The 17,463-nt window shown below is 71.7% G+C and carries 11 protein-coding genes; 5 read left to right on the top strand and 6 right to left on the bottom strand.

Annotation, left to right across the window (positions count from 1 at the left end):
• Nucleotides 1–5: 5 nt before the first annotated feature.
• From J7W19_RS20905 to J7W19_RS20885, 5 genes are all read right to left on the bottom strand, one after another.
• Nucleotides 6–1,016 (bottom strand): ABC transporter permease, encoded by a 1,011-nt coding sequence (locus tag J7W19_RS20905; protein WP_004941840.1) that lies wholly within the window; start codon nucleotides 1,014–1,016, stop codon nucleotides 6–8.
• Nucleotides 1,009–1,935 carry an ABC transporter permease gene (locus J7W19_RS20900; protein ID WP_004941843.1) on the bottom strand — a complete coding sequence of 309 codons (927 nt, stop codon included), beginning with the start codon at nucleotides 1,933–1,935 and terminating at the stop codon, nucleotides 1,009–1,011. Before J7W19_RS20900 ends, J7W19_RS20905 begins: the two co-directional genes overlap by 8 nt.
• A 93-nt stretch (nucleotides 1,936–2,028) precedes the next feature.
• Nucleotides 2,029–3,657 carry a peptide ABC transporter substrate-binding protein gene (locus J7W19_RS20895; RefSeq protein ID WP_004941846.1) on the bottom strand — a complete coding sequence of 543 codons (1,629 nt, stop codon included), beginning with the start codon at nucleotides 3,655–3,657 and terminating at the stop codon, nucleotides 2,029–2,031.
• Between the two features lie 506 nt (nucleotides 3,658–4,163).
• On the bottom strand, nucleotides 4,164–6,071 hold the full coding sequence (gene typA, locus J7W19_RS20890) for a translational GTPase TypA (RefSeq protein ID WP_004941850.1): 1,908 nt from the start codon (nucleotides 6,069–6,071) through the stop codon (nucleotides 4,164–4,166).
• A gap of 269 nt (nucleotides 6,072–6,340) precedes the next feature.
• On the bottom strand, nucleotides 6,341–8,425 hold the full coding sequence (locus tag J7W19_RS20885) for an ABC transporter family substrate-binding protein (RefSeq protein WP_004941852.1): 2,085 nt from the start codon (nucleotides 8,423–8,425) through the stop codon (nucleotides 6,341–6,343).
• A 321-nt stretch (nucleotides 8,426–8,746) separates the two neighbouring features.
• Between J7W19_RS20885 and J7W19_RS20880 the strand changes: the two genes are divergently transcribed.
• The 5 genes from J7W19_RS20880 to J7W19_RS20860 all read left to right on the top strand — a co-directional run bounded on the left by J7W19_RS20880 (nucleotide 8,747) and on the right by J7W19_RS20860 (nucleotide 14,715).
• Nucleotides 8,747–9,022 carry a hypothetical protein gene (locus tag J7W19_RS20880; protein ID WP_004941856.1) on the top strand — a complete coding sequence of 92 codons (276 nt, stop codon included), beginning with the start codon at nucleotides 8,747–8,749 and terminating at the stop codon, nucleotides 9,020–9,022.
• Nucleotides 9,023–9,096: 74 nt separating this feature from the next.
• Entirely contained in the window at nucleotides 9,097–9,939 is an 843-nt protein-coding gene (locus J7W19_RS20875) for a hypothetical protein (protein ID WP_004941859.1), read from the top strand.
• A gap of 13 nt (nucleotides 9,940–9,952) precedes the next feature.
• The gene (locus J7W19_RS20870) at nucleotides 9,953–11,902 is read left to right on the top strand and encodes a fumarate reductase/succinate dehydrogenase flavoprotein subunit (RefSeq protein WP_004941862.1); all 1,950 of its coding nucleotides are present in this window, start codon (nucleotides 9,953–9,955) and stop codon (nucleotides 11,900–11,902) included.
• Entirely contained in the window at nucleotides 11,899–12,678 is a 780-nt protein-coding gene (locus J7W19_RS20865) for a succinate dehydrogenase/fumarate reductase iron-sulfur subunit (protein WP_004941864.1), read from the top strand. The genes J7W19_RS20870 and J7W19_RS20865 overlap by 4 nt, the downstream gene beginning before the upstream one ends.
• Nucleotides 12,679–12,732: 54 nt before the next feature.
• The gene (locus J7W19_RS20860) at nucleotides 12,733–14,715 is read left to right on the top strand and encodes a TPM domain-containing protein (protein WP_078587844.1); all 1,983 of its coding nucleotides are present in this window, start codon (nucleotides 12,733–12,735) and stop codon (nucleotides 14,713–14,715) included.
• A 117-nt stretch (nucleotides 14,716–14,832) separates the two neighbouring features.
• Here J7W19_RS20860 and J7W19_RS20855 read toward each other — a convergent pair whose 3' ends face one another.
• Nucleotides 14,833–17,382, bottom strand: coding sequence for a SpoIIE family protein phosphatase (locus tag J7W19_RS20855; protein WP_004941869.1), 2,550 nt, complete (start codon nucleotides 17,380–17,382; stop codon nucleotides 14,833–14,835).
• Nucleotides 17,383–17,463: the final 81 nt, after the last annotated feature.

Genomic DNA, 17,463 nt, shown 5'->3' with positions numbered 1-17,463 from the left:
CTCCCTCAGCGCAGCTTGGGGTCGAGGGCGTCGCGCACCGCGTCGCCGAGCAGGATGAACGCGAGCACGGTGAGGCTGAGGAAGCCGGCCGGCATGAGCAGGGCGTGGGGACCGTCGCGCAGGTCCTTCTGGCTGGCGGAGATGTCCACACCCCAGGAGACCGTCGGGTCCTTCAGTCCGATGCCCAGGTAGGACAGCGTCGCCTCGGTGGCGATGTAGCCGCCGAGCGCGATGGTGGCGACCACGATCACCGGGCCGAGCACGTTCGGCAGGATGTGCCGGAAGAGGATCCGGCCCGTCCCCGCGCCGAGCGCCCGGGCGGCGGTGACGAAGTCCGCCTGCTTCTGGGTGATGACGGCACCGCGCATGACACGGGCGATCTGCATCCAGCCGAAGGCGGTCAGGGCGAAGGTCACCGTCCACACGGTGCGGTTGGTGAACGCCTGGAGCAGCACCAGTCCGCCGAGGAGCAGCGGGATGCCGAAGAAGACGTCGGTGATGCGGGAGAGGACGGTGTCGAGCCAGCCGCCGAAGTACCCGGCGAGCATCCCGATGATGCCGCCGACGACGGTGACCGCGAGGGTCACACAGACACCGACGATGATCGAGGCCCGGGCGCCGTGGACGGTACGCGCGTAGACACTCTGCCCCTGGACGTTGTAACCGAACCAGTCCGCCTGGAAGAAGTGCGACCAGTTCGGCCCGGTGAGGTAGTGGTTGCGCAGGTCGGCCTGGCGCGGGTCCACGTCGGTGAACAGCGTCGGGAACGCGGCCATGAGGACGAGCAGGACCAGCAGGACGCTCGACGCCCAGAACAGCCAGCTGCCGCGCAGCTCGCGCCAGGCGTCCTGACCGAGGCTGCGGGGCTTCTCGGACGACGTCTGCTTGTCGGCCATGGAGGCGAGTGTTGCGGCGGCCGCCACGCTCGCGGCGGCGGTGTCGGAGCCGCCGGACAGGTTCGGGCCGGCGCCCATGACGCTGCTGGGGGTCACCTCGGGGGTCTTGTTGTCAGGCATAGCGGATCCTCGGGTCCAGGACTGCGTAGAGCAGGTCGACGACCAGGCTGCTCACGAGGTAGACGAGCACCAGCACCGTCACGACGCCCACCACGGTGGGGCCCTCACTGGTGATGACGGCCTGGTAGAGCGTGTTGCCCACGCCGGGCACGTTGAAGATGCCCTCGGTGACGATCGCACCGCCCATGAGCATGCCGAGGTCGGTGCCGAGGAACGTGACGACAGGAATGAGGGAGTTGCGCATCAGGTGCACCCCGACGACGCGGCGCCGGGGCAGGCCCTTGGCCACCGCGGTGCGGATGTAGTCGGCGCGGAGGTTCTCCGCCACGGTCGTCCGGGTCAGCCGGGTGACGTACGCCAGCGACAGCAGGGCGAGCACGACCGCCGGGAGGATCAGCTGGGTGAGGTCCTCCGAGTCCCTGACGGTCGGTGACACCAGCTTCCATTTCACACCGATCAGGAACTGGGCCATGTTGCCGAGCACGAAGACCGGGATGGAGACCACGATCAGCGTGAAGATCAGGACCGCCTGGTCCAGGAACTTGCCGCGCCGCAGGCCCGTGAGCACACCGAGGCCGATACCGAAGACCAGCTCGATGACGAAGGCGAACAGCGCCAGCCGGATGGTCACCGGGAAGGCGTCCGCCAGCAGGTCGGCCACGGGCCGGCCGGTGAAGCTCTGCCCGAAGTCGCCCTGGAAAAGACCGCTGATGTAGTCCCAGTACTGCTGGATCAGGGGTTTGTCCAGCCCGTAGTCATGGCGCAGTTTCGCAACTGTCGCCGGATCGGCCGCCTTCGTGCCGAACATCGCCTTGACGGGGTCGCCCGGCAGCGAATACACCATCAAGAAAATAAGCAGCGTGGTCCCGATGAACACCGGGATCATCTGGAGCAGTCGCCTCGCGACAAAGCGCCCCATCGTTCCTCCTGTCGCCGACGGGCCCAGCGGCCGCCGCCTGTTCCTCGTGGGAGGCGGACGGCCACTGGGCCTGCGTCACTGCAAACGTCCCGGTTACTTCTTGACCTCGACCTCAGTCCAGATGGCCTGGCGCTGGTAGTCGATCTTCACGTTCTGCACGCGCTTGGAGTAGCCGGCGACGGTGTGGTCGGTGAAGAGGGGGATGGCCGGCATGTCCTCCATGAGCTTCTTCTCCGCCTCGAAGTAGCCCTTGTTGGCCTCTTCGGGCGTCTTGGCCTCGTCCGCCTTGTTCATCAGGGCGTCGACGTCCTTGTTGCTGTAGCCCATGTCGTTCGCGCCGGCACCGGTACGGAACTGCTCGGTGACGAAGTTCGCGATGTTCGGGAAGTCCATCACCCACGCCATACGGAACGGGTTGCTGAGCTTCTTCTCGGTGATCAGGTCACGCGACTCCTGGAAGGTGGACTTCGCGTCGGTCACGCACTCGACGCCGGCGTTCTGCCGGATGTCGTTGCAGACCGCGTCCACCCACTCCTTGTTGGCGCCGTCGGCGTTGTAGGTGATGGTCACCTTGTTGCCGGGGACGCCGCCGCCCTGCTTGATGAGGTCCTTGGCCTTGGCCGGGTCGAACTTGCAGAACTCGCCGCAGGCACCGTCCTGCCAGCCCGGGATGCCCTTCGGCGTGAAGCCGGTGGCGGCGTCCTTGCTGCCCTTGAGCGCGGTCTTGGCGATGGTCTCGCGGTCGATCGCCATGGACAGGCCCTGACGGACCTTGGCCTTCTCCGGCTTGCCCCACTCCTTGTCGTACAGCGGGAAGCCGATGTTGGTGTTGCCGCCGTACGCCTGGCTGATGGCGCGCTTGCCGAGGTCCTGCTGGAACTTGCCCACCTGGGAGTTGGGCACCTGGTACATGATGTCGATCTTGTCCGACAGCAGGTCCGCGTAGGCCGCGTCGTCCTTGCTGTAGAACTTGAAGTCGATGCCGCCGTTCTTGGGCTTGTCGTCGCCCTTGTAGTCGGCGAACTTGCGGACCTTCAGCTCGACCTTGTGGGCCCAGGAGCCCTCCATCTTGTACGGGCCGTTGCCGATGGGGTGCTCACCGAAGGCCTTGGGGTCCTTGTAGAACGCCTCGGGCAGCGGGAAGAAGGCGTCGTAGTAGAGCCGCTGCTTGAAGGTGGAGACCGGACGCGAGAGTTCGATGGTGAACTCGTTGTCGTTGACGACCTTCAGACCCGACATCGTGTCGGCCTTGGGGTCACCCTTCTCCGGGTGGACGTCCTCGTAACCCTTGATGGACTCGTACCAGGAGGAGTTGAGCTGCGCGTTCTTGGCGTTGGCGGCCCAGTTCCACGCCTTGACGAAGGAGTTCGCGGTGACGGTCTCGCCGTTGTGGAACTTCCAGCCCGGCTTCAGCTTGACCGTGTAGTGCTGGTTGTCAGTGGTGTCGACGCTCTGCGCCTGCGCCATCTGCAGCTTGTTGTCGATGTCGAAGGAGACCAGGCCGCGGAACATGTTGGCCATCATGTAGTGGCCGCCGACCTCGTTGGTGTTGGTCGGGATGAGTCCGCGCTGCGGCTCGGTGTTGTAGTAGCTGAACACGCCGTTGGGGTCAACGGCCGCGCTGCCCTCGTCATCGTCCTTGTTGCCGCCGCCACAGGCAGTCGCCGCCATCGCGACGACTATCGCACCCACGACCCACTTGGCGCTCTTGGCACCGCGCATGGGTATCCCTCCTCAGGAGTCCACTGTCACCAGATAGGAGGAACCGGTCCCCATACGCTGACACCCCTGACAGCGGAAACAGGAACCGGAACCCCCGAATGTGCTCGTGAGCCCCCGCACTCCCCACAGCGCGTGACCCATTGACCCGAGCTAATGGCCCCACTATTGAGCACCGCCGCTCCTTAAACCACACTTACTGGGTCTCGCTTTGGTCACATCGATCACTGCCACATGCCCGAAATACGGACAAAGACGGCCCAGACAGACACGTACGAAACGGGCTGTTGACGCCACATCGGGAGGGGAGCGTCCGTTATCCGGACGACTCGTGCACCGTGGCCGGAAAACGCCGAGAGGCCCGGCACCCCTCGCGGGGTGCCGGGCCTCTGCGTCACCGGTCCGGGTCAGCGGCGAACTGACGTCAAGTCAGCGCCCCTTGACGCGACTCAGCCGTGCTCGGAGCCACTCGGCCGTGCTCGGCGCGACTCAGCCGTGCTCGGCGCGACTCAGCCGTGCTTGGCGCGCGACGCGGAGCGGCCGCGCTCCTTCTGGTCGAGGACGACCTTGCGGATGCGGACCGCCTCCGGGGTGACCTCGACGCACTCGTCGTCGCGGCAGAACTCCAGGGACTGCTCCAGCGACAGCTTGCGCGGCGGGACGATCGCCTCGAAGGAGTCGGCGGAGGAGGAGCGCATGTTGGTGAGCTTCTTCTCCTTGGTGATGTTGACGTCCATGTCGTCGGAGCGGGAGTTCTCACCGACGATCATGCCCTCGTACACCTCGGTGCCCGGCTCGACGAAGAGCACGCCGCGCTCCTGGAGGTTCGTCATCGCGAACGCGGTGACGGCACCGGCGCGGTCGGCGACCAGAGAACCGTTGTTGCGGGTCTTCAGCTCGCCGAACCACGGCTCGTGGCCCTCGTGGATGGAGTGGGCGATGCCCGTGCCGCGGGTGTTGGTCAGGAACTCCGTACGGAAGCCGATCAGACCGCGGGACGGCACGACGAACTCCATCCGGACCCAGCCGGAGCCGTGGTTGGACATGTTGTCCATCCGGCCCTTGCGGGTGCCCATGAGCTGCGTGACCGCGCCCATGTGCTCCTCGGGCACGTCGATGGTGATGCGCTCGACCGGCTCGTAGGTCTTGCCGTCGACCTGCTTGGTGACGACCTGCGGCTTGCCGATGGTCATCTCGAAGCCCTCGCGGCGCATCTGCTCCACGAGGATGGCCAGCGCCAGCTCGCCGCGGCCCTGGACCTCCCAGGCGTCGGGGCGGTCGGTGTCCAGGACGCGGAGCGACACGTTGCCGATCAGCTCGCGGTCCAGGCGGTCCTTGACCTGGCGGGCGGTGACCTTGCGGTCCTTGACCGCGGCCTTGGCGTCCGCGCCCTTGCCCGTGCCGCCACGGCCGACCAGCGGCGAGGTGTTCGTGCCGATGGTCATGGAGATCGCCGGCTCGTCGACCGTGATCAGCGGCAGCGCGACCGGGTTCTCCGGGTCGGCCAGGGTCTCGCCGATCATGATGTTCGGAATACCGGCGACGGCGCAGATGTCACCGGGGCCGGCCACCTCGGCCGGCTTGCGGGTGAGCGCCTCGGTCATCATCAGCTCGGTGATGCGGACGTTCTGCATGGTGCCGTCGCGCTTGATCCACGCGACCGTCTGACCCTTGCGCAGCTCGCCCTGCTCGACGCGGAGCAGCGCGATACGGCCGAGGAAGTTGTCGGCGTCGAGGTTGGTGACGTGGGCCTGGAGCGGCGCGTCCTCCTCGTACGTCGGGGCCGGGACGTGCTCCAGGATGGTGGAGAAGAACGGCTCCAGGTTGGTGCTGTCCGCCGGGACGGTGCCGTCCTCCGGCTTGGTCAGCGAGGCGATGCCGTCACGGCCGCAGGCGTAGACGATCGGGAACTCGATCTGGTCCTCGTCCGCGTCCAGGTCCAGGAAGAGGTCGTACGTCTCGTTGACGACCTCGTCGATGCGGGAGTCCGGCCGGTCGGTCTTGTTGATGCACAGGATGACCGGCATCCGGGCCTGCAGGGCCTTGCGGAGCACGAAGCGGGTCTGCGGCAGCGGGCCCTCGGAGGCGTCGACCAGCAACACGACCGCGTCCACCATCGACAGACCGCGCTCGACCTCACCACCGAAGTCGGCGTGGCCGGGAGTGTCGATGATGTTGATGGTGATCGGGGCCCCGCCGTCCTTGGGGTGGTACTTCACCGCCGTGTTCTTGGCGAGGATCGTGATGCCCTTCTCACGCTCCAGGTCGTTCGAGTCCATGACGCGGTCGTCAACGGAGTCCAGCTGGTGGGCGGCGAAGGCGCCGGCCTGCTTGAGCATGGCGTCGACGATGGTCGTCTTGCCGTGGTCGACGTGGGCGACGATGGCGACGTTACGGATGTCGTGGCGCGTGGGCATACTTGCGGCGCTTCTCCCGGGATCGTGGATGCCCGCGCGTCCGGTCCGGTACGCGGGCCTGCCGGGCGATCGAGCCACGGCCTTTACTCCATGGTACGGGGAACCGCGGGGCGGGGCTGCCCGGGGAGGGCGCCGACCGGGCTGACCTGCGGGTTCACCCGCACCACTCAGCCCGTCCGGCGCTTGGGGACGAGCGGTGAAGCCGCGATCAAGGGGGGTCTGGGGCCGCGGTCCCCAGGAAACGGAGAAAGGGAGGGACCGGGGTACCCCTACCGCAGGAACCCCATGTCCTGATACCGCGGCGTGGCCAGCCCGAAGGCCCCGGCATTCGCCAACGCCCGCCGCGAGGCGACCAGCTCCGGCCGCTGGTACAGCGGCACGGACCCCGCCGCCGCCCAGATCCGGGCATCGGCCCGCACCACCAGATCCCGCGAGGCCTCCGCGTCCAGCTCCGTCGACGCCTGCTCGAAGAGCCGGTCGATCTGGTCGGTGCCGACCCGGGTGTAGTTCTGCTCCACCTGGAGCGACCCGTCCGCCGCAGGGCGCGGCTTGGCGAAGATGGGCCGGGCGTCGGTGGCGGGGAAGGCGCTGGCGGGCCAGGAGTAGAGGGCGAGGTCGAAGTCGCCGGAGGCGATGTGGTCGCGGAAGAAGCCCGCGTCGTCGACGGTGACAAGGTCCGTGTGGATGCCGACGGCGTCGAGCTGCCGGGCGATCCGCTCCCCGACCTGCCGCAGCGGCTCCGCGCCCGTGCCCTTGGGCAGGACGAACCGGAGCGCCAGCCGCTTGCCGTCCTTGAACCGGACCGGCACGGTCTTCGCCGCGCTCCCCTTGCCGCCCCCGGCGTCCCGGACGCTCTTGTCGTCGCCGACCCCGGCACCGCCCCCGGGCCCGTCCTCCTCCCCCGCGTCCCCCGGCTCCGGCAGGTTCTCGGGCTTGTCGGCCGGCACCCCGGCCGCCGGCTCCGGAGCCGACCCGGGAGCCGGTGAGGTCGGAATCCCCAGGGACGCCGGGTCCAGAGCCCCATGCGGCTCGGCCTTGTCATCCCGACCATGCCGCGCCCCCGCCCCGTCGGCCCGCGCCGGCCCCCGCCCGGCCGGCTCGCCCCGGCCCTCCTTCCAGCCGGCGTCGGCGAGCAGGTCCCGGGCCGCGCCCGGGTCGGTGGGCCCGACGGCGTCGCTGTTGTCCTCGTAGCCGGGCTGCCCGGCGACGAGTACATGGCTGCCCAGCGGGTCGGCCGGCAGCCCGAGGGTGCCGAGGACGTACCGGGCGAGCTCCTTGCGGTCGACGGCCCGGGCGACGGCCCGCCGCACCCGCTCGTCGGCCAGCGGGCCGGAGGTGCCGTTGAGGGCGAGCTGCGTCCACACCGGCTCCAGCGCGCGGTGGACGACGAGGTCGCGCAGCCCTGCCGCAGCCTCCGGCTTGTTGGCGTCGTCGGCCTTCTTCGCCGGGGCGTTGGCCCGGTCGATCCGTCCGGCCGCCGCCGGGGTGACGTCGGCGAGGTCGACGCCGCCGTTGGCCAGCGCGTCGGCCCGTTCGCCGCGCGGCACCGCGCGGAGCACCAGCCGGTCGAGCTTGGCCCGGTCGCCCCACCAGCGCGGGTTGCGGACGAGCGTCAGCGTGCCCTGCCCGTCGTTGCGCTCGCCCACCTGGAAGGGGCCGGCCGCGAACTTGAGCTCCTTGCGCATCGAGTCGTTGAAGGCGTTGCCGGTGGCCATCGCCGCCCGGGGGTAGAGCGGGGTGAAGAGGGAGACCCAGTCCACGTACGGCTTCGCAAAAGTGATCTTCACTTCGCGGGTGTCCGCGCCGCGTTCGACCTTCTCGATCCGGTCGTAGCCGGCGTTGCCCGTCGACCAGAACGCGCTGTCCCGGCCGCGCAGCGCCTTCCACTGCGCCTCGAAGTCGGCGGCGGTGATCGGCGTGCCGTCGTTCCACACCGCGCCCGGGTTCAGCCGGTAGACGACGACCTGCCGGGGCTCGCGCGCCACCACCTCGGCGGAGAGCAGGTAGTCGGGGTTGCGCTGCGGGCGCCCGCGGCCGTCGAGGGTGAACAAGGCGGGCAGCACCGCGCCCGCCACCTGCCGGGTGGCCGCGTCGGCGTCCGACTGGAAGGTGTTGTAGGTGGCCGGCAGCGCGTCGACGGCCCAGGTCAGCGTGCCCTTGTCGGCGACCTTCGCGCGCGGTGCGGCGGCCACGTCCTGGATGCCGGGCGGTGGTTCGGCGCTCTCCCCGGAGCCGCCGCAGCCGGCCAGGGCGGGCAGCGGCAGGAGCGCGCCCGCGGCGAGCAGGGCGGCGGAACGGCGGGTGCGGCGGAGGCGGCGGGCGCGGGGCCGCTTGCTCGTCGAGAGGGGGAACACGGGCGACAACCTCCGCCGTACGGGGTCCGGGTCCACGATCAGGGAGCCGACCAGCCGGTCGCATGAGCCGTTGATCGGATCTACTGCCGACCACTGAAAGCGACGGCCCGCGCGAACGGGGTGCCGACACGGCGCCTCCCCGGCGCACGCCACCCGCCTGGACGAACGTTTGGGCAGCGGCAGGGCTCGCAAGGAATGCGCTCCCGCGAAGGTGCAATCGAGGCCGCTATCTTCCCCTGAAGGGGTGTGACGCGCGACACTCTCTGTCGCATCGCAGTCGCCACCCGCAACCGCCCGTTCCGCGGAAGTGAGGGCAGATCCGTGTCCCTGAACGACGACCTGACAGCGGTTCAGCGCTGCCTCGGCGAGCTCGACCGCGCCCTCGGCCGGCTGGAGCTCCGGCTGGGCAGCGGCGGCCCGGAGCTGCGGCGGATGCGTTCCGACGCCGGCCACCTGCGCGAGAGCCTGACGCTCCTGTGCGAGTCCCAGCCCCCGGAGCGCCCCCGCCCGGCCATGGTGCAGATCCCCGACACCCCGTACGACCCCGCGCTGTGGCGGGACGCCGACGAGGAGGGCATCGGCTCCCGCGCCCCCTAGCGCCGCCGGCGGCCCCCCGGTCACCCCGCCCCGCGCCCGGCGTCCCCACACCCCCGCTCCTCGACGGAGTCCCTTTGTCCACTGGCACCGACCCCAGACCGTCCGCCGCCGCCGGCTCCCCGGCGCGCGGCGGCGTCCACCACTCCTCACGGGCCTCGATCGCCCCCCGCCACCTGCGCCGCGACCGCTGGTGGCTGCCGCCCGCGGCCACGGCGGCCGGGCTGCTGGCGTTCGTCGTCTACTCCACCTGGCGGGCGTTCGCCGACGAGCGCTACTACGCCGCGCCCTACGTCTCGCCGTTCTACTCGCCCTGCCTCGCCGAGCGCTGCGTCCCCATGAAGGACGGCGCCGACTGGGAGGTCTTCGGCTCCTGGTGGGCCCTGTCGCCCGCGCTGCTGATCCTGATCTTCCCGCTGGGCTTCCGGCTCACCTGCTACTACTACCGCAAGGCGTACTACCGCGGGTTCTGGGCCTCTCCCCCGGCCTGCGCGGTCGCCGAGCCGCACGCGAAGTACACCGGGGAGACCCGCTTCCCGCTGATCCTGCAGAACATCCACCGGTACTTCTTCTACTTCGCGGTGATCGTCGCGGGCATCCTCACCTACGACGCCGTCCTCGCCTTCCGCGACGAGCACGGCGCCTGGGGCCACATGGGTCTCGGCACCCTCGTCATGCTCGCCAACATCGGCCTGATCTGGGCGTACACGCTCTCCTGCCACTCGTGCCGGCACATCGTCGGCGGGCGCCTGCGCACCTTCTCCAAGCACCCCGTGCGGTACCGCATGTGGGGTGTGGTGAGCCGGCTGAACGCCCGTCACATGGTGCTCGCCTGGGCGTCCCTGGCGAGTGTCGCGCTGGCGGACCTGTACGTGTACCTGGTCGCCGGCGGCGTGTTCGACGACCCGCGCTTCTTCTAGGAGAGACCTACTGATGACTCGGGTGGACCGGCAGTCCTGGGACGTGGTCGTGGTGGGCGCGGGGGGCGCCGGGCTGCGTGCCGCGATCGAGGCCCGTGAGCAGGGGCTGCGCTGCGCGGTGATCTGCAAATCGCTGTTCGGCAAGGCGCACACGGTGATGGCCGAGGGCGGCATCGCCGCCTGCATGGGCAATGTGAACGCGAACGACAACTGGCAGGTGCACTTCCGCGACACGCTGCGCGGGGGCAAGTTCCTCAACGACTGGCGGATGGCCGAACTGCTGGCGCGGGAGGCCCCGGACCGGGTGTGGGAGCTGGAGACCTGGGGGGCGGTCTTCGACCGGACGCCGGACGGGCGGATCTCGCAGCGGAACTTCGGCGGGCACGAGTACCCGCGCCTCGCGCACGTCGGCGACCGGACCGGCCTGGAGCTGATCCGCACGCTCCAGCAGAAGGTCGTCGCCCTCCAGCAGGAGGACTTCCGGCGGCACGGGGACCACGAGGCCCGGCTGAAGGTGTTCCAGGAGTGCACGGTCACCCGGGTGCTCCGCGACCGCGACGGCGTCTCCGGCGCCGCCCGGGTCTCCGGCGTCTTCGGCTACGAGCGCGAGTCCGGGCGGTTCCTCGTCCTGGAGGCGCCGGCCGTGGTGCTGGCCACCGGCGGCATCGGCAAGTCGTTCAAGGTGACCTCCAACTCCTGGGAGTACACCGGCGACGGACACGCCCTGGCGCTGCTCGCCGGGGCCCGGCTGGTGAACATGGAGTTCGTCCAGTTCCATCCGACCGGCATGGTCTGGCCGCCGTCCGTGAAGGGCATCCTCGTCACCGAGTCGGTCCGCGGCGACGGCGGGGTGCTGCGCAACAGCGACGGCAAGCGGTTCATGTTCGACTACGTCCCGGACGTCTTCAAGGAGAAGTACGCGGAGACCGAGGACGAGGCCGACGGCTGGTACACGGACCCCGAGCACCACCGCAGGCCGCCGGAGCTGCTGCCGCGCGACGAGGTGGCGCGGGCCATCAACTCCGAGGTGAAGGCGGGCCGCGGCTCGCCGCACGGCGGGGTGTTCCTGGACGTCTCGACGCGGATGCCGGCCGACGTCATCCGCCGCAAACTGCCGTCCATGCACCACCAGTTCAAGGAGCTGGCGGACGTGGACATCACCGCGGAGGCCATGGAGGTCGGCCCGACCTGCCACTACGTGATGGGCGGCGTCGAGGTCGACCCGGACACCGCGGCGGCGGTCGGGGTGCCGGGCCTGTTCGCGGCCGGCGAGGTGGCGGGCGGACTGCACGGATCCAACCGGCTCGGCGGCAACTCCCTCTCCGATCTGCTGGTGTTCGGGCGGCGCGCGGGCCTGTACGCGGCCCGGTACGCGGCCGGGCTGGTCGCGGCGGAGCGGCCGGCGGTCTCCGACGCGGACGTGGCCTCGGCGGAGGCGGAGGCGCTGCGGCCGTTCGGCGCCGAGGAGAGCACCGGCGGCGCCGCCGAGAACCCGTACGCCCTGCACCAGGAGCTCCAGCAGTCGATGAACGACCTGGTGGGGATCATCCGGAAGGCGCCCGAGATGGAGGAGGCGCTGCGCCGGCTGTCCGGGCTGCGGGCCCGCGCCCGGCGGGCCGGGGTCGAGGGGCACCGGCAGTTCAACCCGGGCTGGCACCTGGCGCTTGACCTGCGGAACATGCTGCTGGTCAGCGAGTGCGTGGCGCGGGCGGCGCTGGAGCGGACGGAGAGCCGGGGCGGGCACACCCGGGACGACCACCCGGGCATGGACCGCCGCTGGCGCAAGGCGCGGCTGGTCTGCCGGCTGGCCGACGACAGCACCGAACCGGCCGCCGAGGACCCGGCGCTGGGCCGCATCCGGCTGGAGCGGCAGGAGCCGCCCGCGATGCGCCCCGACCTGCTGGAGCTGTTCGAGAAGGACGAGCTGAAGAAGTACCTGACGGACGAGGAGCTCACCCGATGAGTTATCAGGCCCGCTTCAAGGTGTGGCGGGGTGACGCCGGCGGCGGCGGCCTCACGGACTACGAGGTCGCCGTCAACGAGGGTGAGGTCGTCCTCGACATCATCCACCGGCTGCAGGCCACGGCCGCGCCGGACCTCGCCGTCCGCTGGAACTGCAAGGCGGGCAAGTGCGGTTCGTGCAGCGCGGAGATCAACGGCCGGCCGCGGCTGATGTGCATGACGCGGATGTCGGTGTTCGACCCGGCGGAGACGGTCACGGTGACGCCGATGCGGGCGTTCCCGGTCGTCCGGGACCTGGTGACGGACGTGTCGTACAACTACGCCAAGGCGCGGGACGTGGCCTCGTTCGCCCCGCCGCCGGACCTGAAGCCGGGCGAGTACCGGATGCGGCAGCAGGACGTGGACCGGTTGCAGGAGTTCCGCAAGTGCATCGAGTGCTTCCTGTGCCAGAACACCTGCCATGTGGTGCGTGACCACGAGGAGAACAAGCCCGCGTTCGCCGGGCCGCGCTTCCTGATGCGCGTCGCCGAGCTGGACATGCACCCGCTGGACGCCGCCGCCGAGGCGGGCGTCGACCGCAAGGCGGCGGCCCGCGAGGACCACGGGCTCGGCTACTGCAACATCACCAAGTGCTGCACGGAGGTCTGCCCCGAGCACATCAAAATCACCGACAACGCGCTGATCCCGCTGAAGGAGCGGGTCGTCGACCGCTCCTACGACCCGCTGGTCTGGCTGGGCAGCAAGATCCGCCGCCGGGGCGCCGGGCACGGAACGTAATACCACACACCCTCCCGGTAGCGGCTCCGGCAAACCGGTCATACCCTCCGAAGTGTGACGCGGCTTTTGAGGCGGTACGGGCCCGGGGCGCCGGGCCCGGCCATCGTCGGCGCCCTCTTCGCGCTGTGCGTCCTCCTCCTCCCGGCGCCGTCCGTCGCCCGTGCCGAGACCCCGCTCGACCTGGACGCCACGGGGCACATCACCGACACGGTCGGCGCGCTCGGCCGCCGCCGGCCCCAGGTCGAGGCCGCCCTCGCCCGGCTGGCCGGCCGGGACGTCCAGCTGTACGTCACCTACGTGCACGACTTCTCCGGCCGCACCGGCCGCGAGTGGGCCGACGCCACCGCCGACCGCAACGGCCTGGGCCCGCACGACGTCCTGCTCGCCGTCGCCACCTCCCCCCGGCGGTTCGCCGTCTCCGCCGCCCAGGACTCCGGCTTCCGCGCCGACCAGCTCCGGCAGGTCGCCACCGTCGCCATCGCCCCCGCCCTGAAGGCGCACGACTGGGCCGGGGCCGCGATCGGGGCCGCCGACGGCTACCGGTCCGTCCTGGCGGGCCAGGCCGTCCGGCCGCCCGTCATCGTCCCCGGCAGCAGCGACCCCGGGGGCAGCGGGCTGCTCCCCGGCGACCGGCGGTTCTGGGCGCCGGTGGCGACCGGGGCGCTGCTCTGCCTGGCCGGGCTGCTGCTGCGCCGGCAGCGGCGCCGCCGGGCCCGCCGGCGGGTCACCGTCGTCCCGTTCCGTACCCCTGTAGCGCCCGTCACCGTCTCCGCCTCCACCGAGCCGGGCCTCGCCCGGATGGCCCAGCCGCTCACCCCGCTGCCCGACCTGGAGACGGAGGCGTCGCTCAACCTCGTCGCCACCGACGACGCCGTCCGCACCAGCGCCGAGGAGCTGTCCTTCGCCGTCGCCCAGCTCGGCGAGGCGGCGACACTGCCGTTCGCCGAGGCCGTCGGATACGCGCGGAGCGAGCTGGCCGCCGCGTTCCGGCTGCGGCAGCGGCTCGACGACGCGCCCGCCCACGACGACGACTTCCGCCGGCACGCCCTCGACGAGATCTGCTCCCGCTGCACCAGCGCCAACCGGCGGCTGGACGCCGAGGCGGCCGCCTTCGACCGGCTGCGCGCCCTGAAGGCCAACGCTGCCGTCGTCCTCGCCCGCGCGGAGGACGCCGCCCGGGCCCTCGAACCGCGCATCGACACCGCCGAGAACGCCCTGTTCGCCCTCCGCCGCCGGTGCACCGAGGACGCGCTCGCCCCCGTCTGGCGGTACCCGGCCGAGGCCCGCGACCGCCTCGCCTTCGCGGGCGCCGCCCTGGAGGACGCGCACACCGGCCTCGCCGAGGGCGACCGGGACCGGGCCGCGGTCTCGGTCCGCGCGGCCGAGGCCGCGCTGTCCCAGGTCCGCACCCTGGCCGCCGCCGCCCTGCGCCACGCCCACGAACTCAACGGCTCCGCCCGCCGGCTGGCCGCCGCCCTGGCGGACGCGGAGGCCGCCGCCGCGGGCCGCACGGAGGGCGCCGCCTTCGACCTGCTCACCGCCGTCCGCCGGGAGGCCGCCTGCGAACGGACCGACCCGCGGGCCGTCCTCCGCCGCATCGACGAGGCCGCCGCCGCCTTCGACGACCTCCTGCCCCCCGACGACCCCGGCCGCGCCGCCCGCTCCCACGCCCGGACCGGCCGCGCCCTCCTCGCCGCCCGGGCCCGGGTCTCGGGCGCCCGCGACTTCATCACCACCCACCGCGGCGCCGTGGGCGCCCGCGCCCGCACACGGCTCGCGGAGGCCGAGCGGCACCTGGCACTGGCCCGGCGCGACGCGACCGAGGCCACGCGCGCGGAGACGCTCGCCCTCCAGGCCCGGACCGCCGCCGAACGGGACGTCGGCGTCTACGGCGTCGCCCACTCCGCGCCCGACACGACGCGACCGGCGCGGGCGCTCGGCGGCGCCCTCCTCGGTGGCATCGTCCTCGCCGGCCTGCTCCCGGCGACGTTCGGCGGCGGCGCGACGCGGGGGCGCCTGGCGGCGCCGGAGCGGTGAGGGGCCAGCCCGTCCGGCGTTTGAGGACAACCGCGCGGAGCGCGGTTTCGGGGGTGCGGGGGCGCAGCCCCTGCGAGAAACGGCGAAAGGGCGGGACCGGGGCAACTCCCCCGAGCCTCAATAGAGGCTCATCAGAGCCTCCACCGCATCAGGCGCCCCCGCCTCCCCATCCGGCAACGCCAGTTCAAACCACACCGTCTTCCCCTGCGGAGGAATCCGCCGACTCCCCCAAGCAGCACTGAGCAACCCGACCAGCTGCAGGCCACGCCCCCCCTCATCCGTATCCCGGGCCCGCCGCCGCCGAGGCTGCACCGACCCCGCGTCCCACACCTCGCACACCAGCGTCCGGTCCAGCAGCAGCCGCAGCCGGATGTCGCCCTCCCCGTACCGCAGCGCATTGGTGACCAGCTCACTCACCAACAACTCGGTCGTGTCCACCAGGCTCTCCAGCCCCCACTGCGGCAGCATCTCCCGGGCCAGCTCCCGCGCCCGGGCGACGGAGCGCGGCTCGGGCGGCAGCGTCCAGTCGCCGACGTGCCCGGGCGGCAGCCCCCGGAGCCGGGCCATCAGCAGGGCGATGTCGTCCTCGCCGTGGTGGGTGTCCAGAGCGGACAGGACGTGATCGCAGACGTCCTCCAACGGCCGGGCCGGATCCGTGAGGGCGTCACGGAACGCCTGCAACCCCTCGTCCAGCGGATGATCACGCGACTCGACCAGACCGTCCGTGTACAACGCCAGCAACGCCCCGTCGGGCAGCTCGAGGACGGTCTCCTCGAACAGCTCACCGCCCACCCCGAGCGGCATTCCCGGCTGCACCTCCAGCAGCCGCGCCGGCTTGCCCTCCTCGACCAGGACGGGCGGCAGGTGCCCGGCGTTGGCCACCGTGCAGCGCCGGGTGACCGGGTCGTACACCGCGTAGACGCACGTCGCCAGGTAGACCTCGGACAGATCGGCCGGACGCACGCTCCCCCGCACACCGCGCGAGGCGGACTGCTTGCCGCCGGGGCGGCCGAGGCCGTGGGCGATCTCGTCGAGGGCGGACAGCACCTCGGCCGGCTCCATGTCCAGCATGGCCAGGGTCCGTACGGCGGTGCGGAGTTCGCCCATGGCGACGGCGGCCCGCAGGCCGCGGCCCATGACGTCGCCGACGACCAGGGCCGTACGGTGGCCGGGCAGTTCGATGACGTCGAACCAGTCGCCGCCCACCTCGGTCGCCGCGTTGCCGGGCAGATAGCGGCAGGCGATCTCCAGCCCGGCGGCCTCGGGGTCGACCGGGGGCAGCAGACTGCGCTGGAGGATGAGGGCCCGCTCGTGCTCGCGCCGGTAGAGACGGGCGTTGTCGATGCAGACCGCCGCCCGCGAGGCCAGCTCCACGGCCACGGCCGTCTCCCGCTCGCCGAACGGCTCGCTGCCCTTGGTGCGGGTGAACTGGACGAGCCCCATCACCGTGTCCCGGGCCACCATCGGCACGGCCAGCGTGCACTGCGCCGACATGCCCGGCTCGGGCGGTTCGGCGCCCTCCCGGCCGGCGCCGGGAACGGCCTGCACCTGGGCGGTGCGCAGGGCGCCGGCGCACGGCGAGTGGAACGGGTACCGGTGCACCTCGCCGACCTGGATGGCCTTCTCGTCGGGCTCGTCGGAGGCGACCGGCGCGCCCGACACGGCGCTGGCGAAGGCGACGCGGCGCAGCTCGGCGCTGCCGTCGGCCAGGCCGGGCGGCGCCTCGTCCCCCGCCAGCAGCCCCTGGTAGAGGTCGACGGAGGCGAGGTCGCAGAACTGCGGGACGGCCACGTCCAGCAGCTCGCGGGCGGTGGTCTCCAGGTCGAGGGAGGTGCCGATGCGGGCGCTCGCCTCGTTGAGCAGCGCCAGGTTGCGCCGGACCCCGGCGGCCTCCCGTTCGGCACGGCGGCGGCCGGTGACGTCGGTGGCGATGGCGGCCACGCCGATGGGCCGCCCGCTGCCGCCGTGCAGCCGGTAGAGCGACACCGACCAGCGGCGGCGTTCGGCCTTGCCGGGCACCGGTCCCATCAGCTGGAGATCGGCCACCGGCCGGCCCGTGTCGAGGACCTGGCGGAGCGCGAGCGTCAGCCGTTCGGCCTCGGTGCGGGGCAGGAACTCGTGCGGCCTGCGGCCCCGGTGCCAGGCGACGGGACGGCCGAGTGCCTGGGCGAAGCTCTCGTTGACGCGGAGCAGCCGCAGGTCCGTTCCGAAGAAGAAGAACCCCAGGGGAGATTGGCCGAAAACGGCTTCCGACGCCGCGATGTCGGTCTCTATTCCCTGGAGCGCCCGGACGTCGACGGCCACGCAGAGGGCGGCGCGCTCGCCGCGCTCGTTCCGGCTGGGCATCACGTAGACCTCGGCGAGGCCCTGTTGCCGCCCGTCGCGCTGGTACGGGACGAGGCCGGTCCTGGCGCGGGCGTCCGGCCCGTCCGCGAGCGGCAGGCCGCCCGGCTCGCCGAGGTCGCCCAGGTCGCCCGAAAAGAGGACCCCTTGCTGCGCGGCGGCGAACACGTCCTGGGGATCCCGGCCGACCGCCTGACCCGGAGTTATTCCGAAGAGCTCGGTGGCGCGCTCGCTCCACTGCTCGATCCGGCCGTCGGGCCCCAGCGAGAACGACGCCACGCGGATGTAGTCGTAGAGGGATCCGGGCGGGCTGTTCTGCCACATCGAGGTCGTGTCCTTACCCTCTGGGCCGCCCGCCTCGGCGCCCGCTGGCTTTTCGCTCACGTGCCCGTCCCCTCCGGCTCA

The sequence above is a fragment of the Streptomyces mobaraensis NBRC 13819 = DSM 40847 genome (genome assembly GCF_017916255.1).
Taxonomy (GTDB): Bacteria; Actinomycetota; Actinomycetes; order Streptomycetales; family Streptomycetaceae; genus Streptomyces; species Streptomyces mobaraensis.
This window is presented reverse-complemented; position numbering and strand designations above follow the sequence as displayed.

Excerpts from the sequence above, each read along its gene's own strand:
- J7W19_RS20905 (WP_004941840.1), bottom strand. The coding sequence starts at position 1,016 with ATGCCTGACAACAAGACCCCCGAGGTGACCCCCAGCAGCGTCATGGGC.
- J7W19_RS20900 (WP_004941843.1), bottom strand. The coding sequence starts at position 1,935 with ATGGGGCGCTTTGTCGCGAGGCGACTGCTCCAGATGATCCCGGTGTTC.
- J7W19_RS20895 (WP_004941846.1), bottom strand. The coding sequence starts at position 3,657 with ATGCGCGGTGCCAAGAGCGCCAAGTGGGTCGTGGGTGCGATAGTCGTC.
- typA (WP_004941850.1), bottom strand. The coding sequence starts at position 6,071 with ATGCCCACGCGCCACGACATCCGTAACGTCGCCATCGTCGCCCACGTC.
- J7W19_RS20870 (WP_004941862.1), top strand. The coding sequence starts at position 9,953 with ATGACTCGGGTGGACCGGCAGTCCTGGGACGTGGTCGTGGTGGGCGCG.
- J7W19_RS20865 (WP_004941864.1), top strand. The coding sequence starts at position 11,899 with ATGAGTTATCAGGCCCGCTTCAAGGTGTGGCGGGGTGACGCCGGCGGC.
- J7W19_RS20855 (WP_004941869.1), bottom strand. The coding sequence starts at position 17,382 with ATGTGGCAGAACAGCCCGCCCGGATCCCTCTACGACTACATCCGCGTG.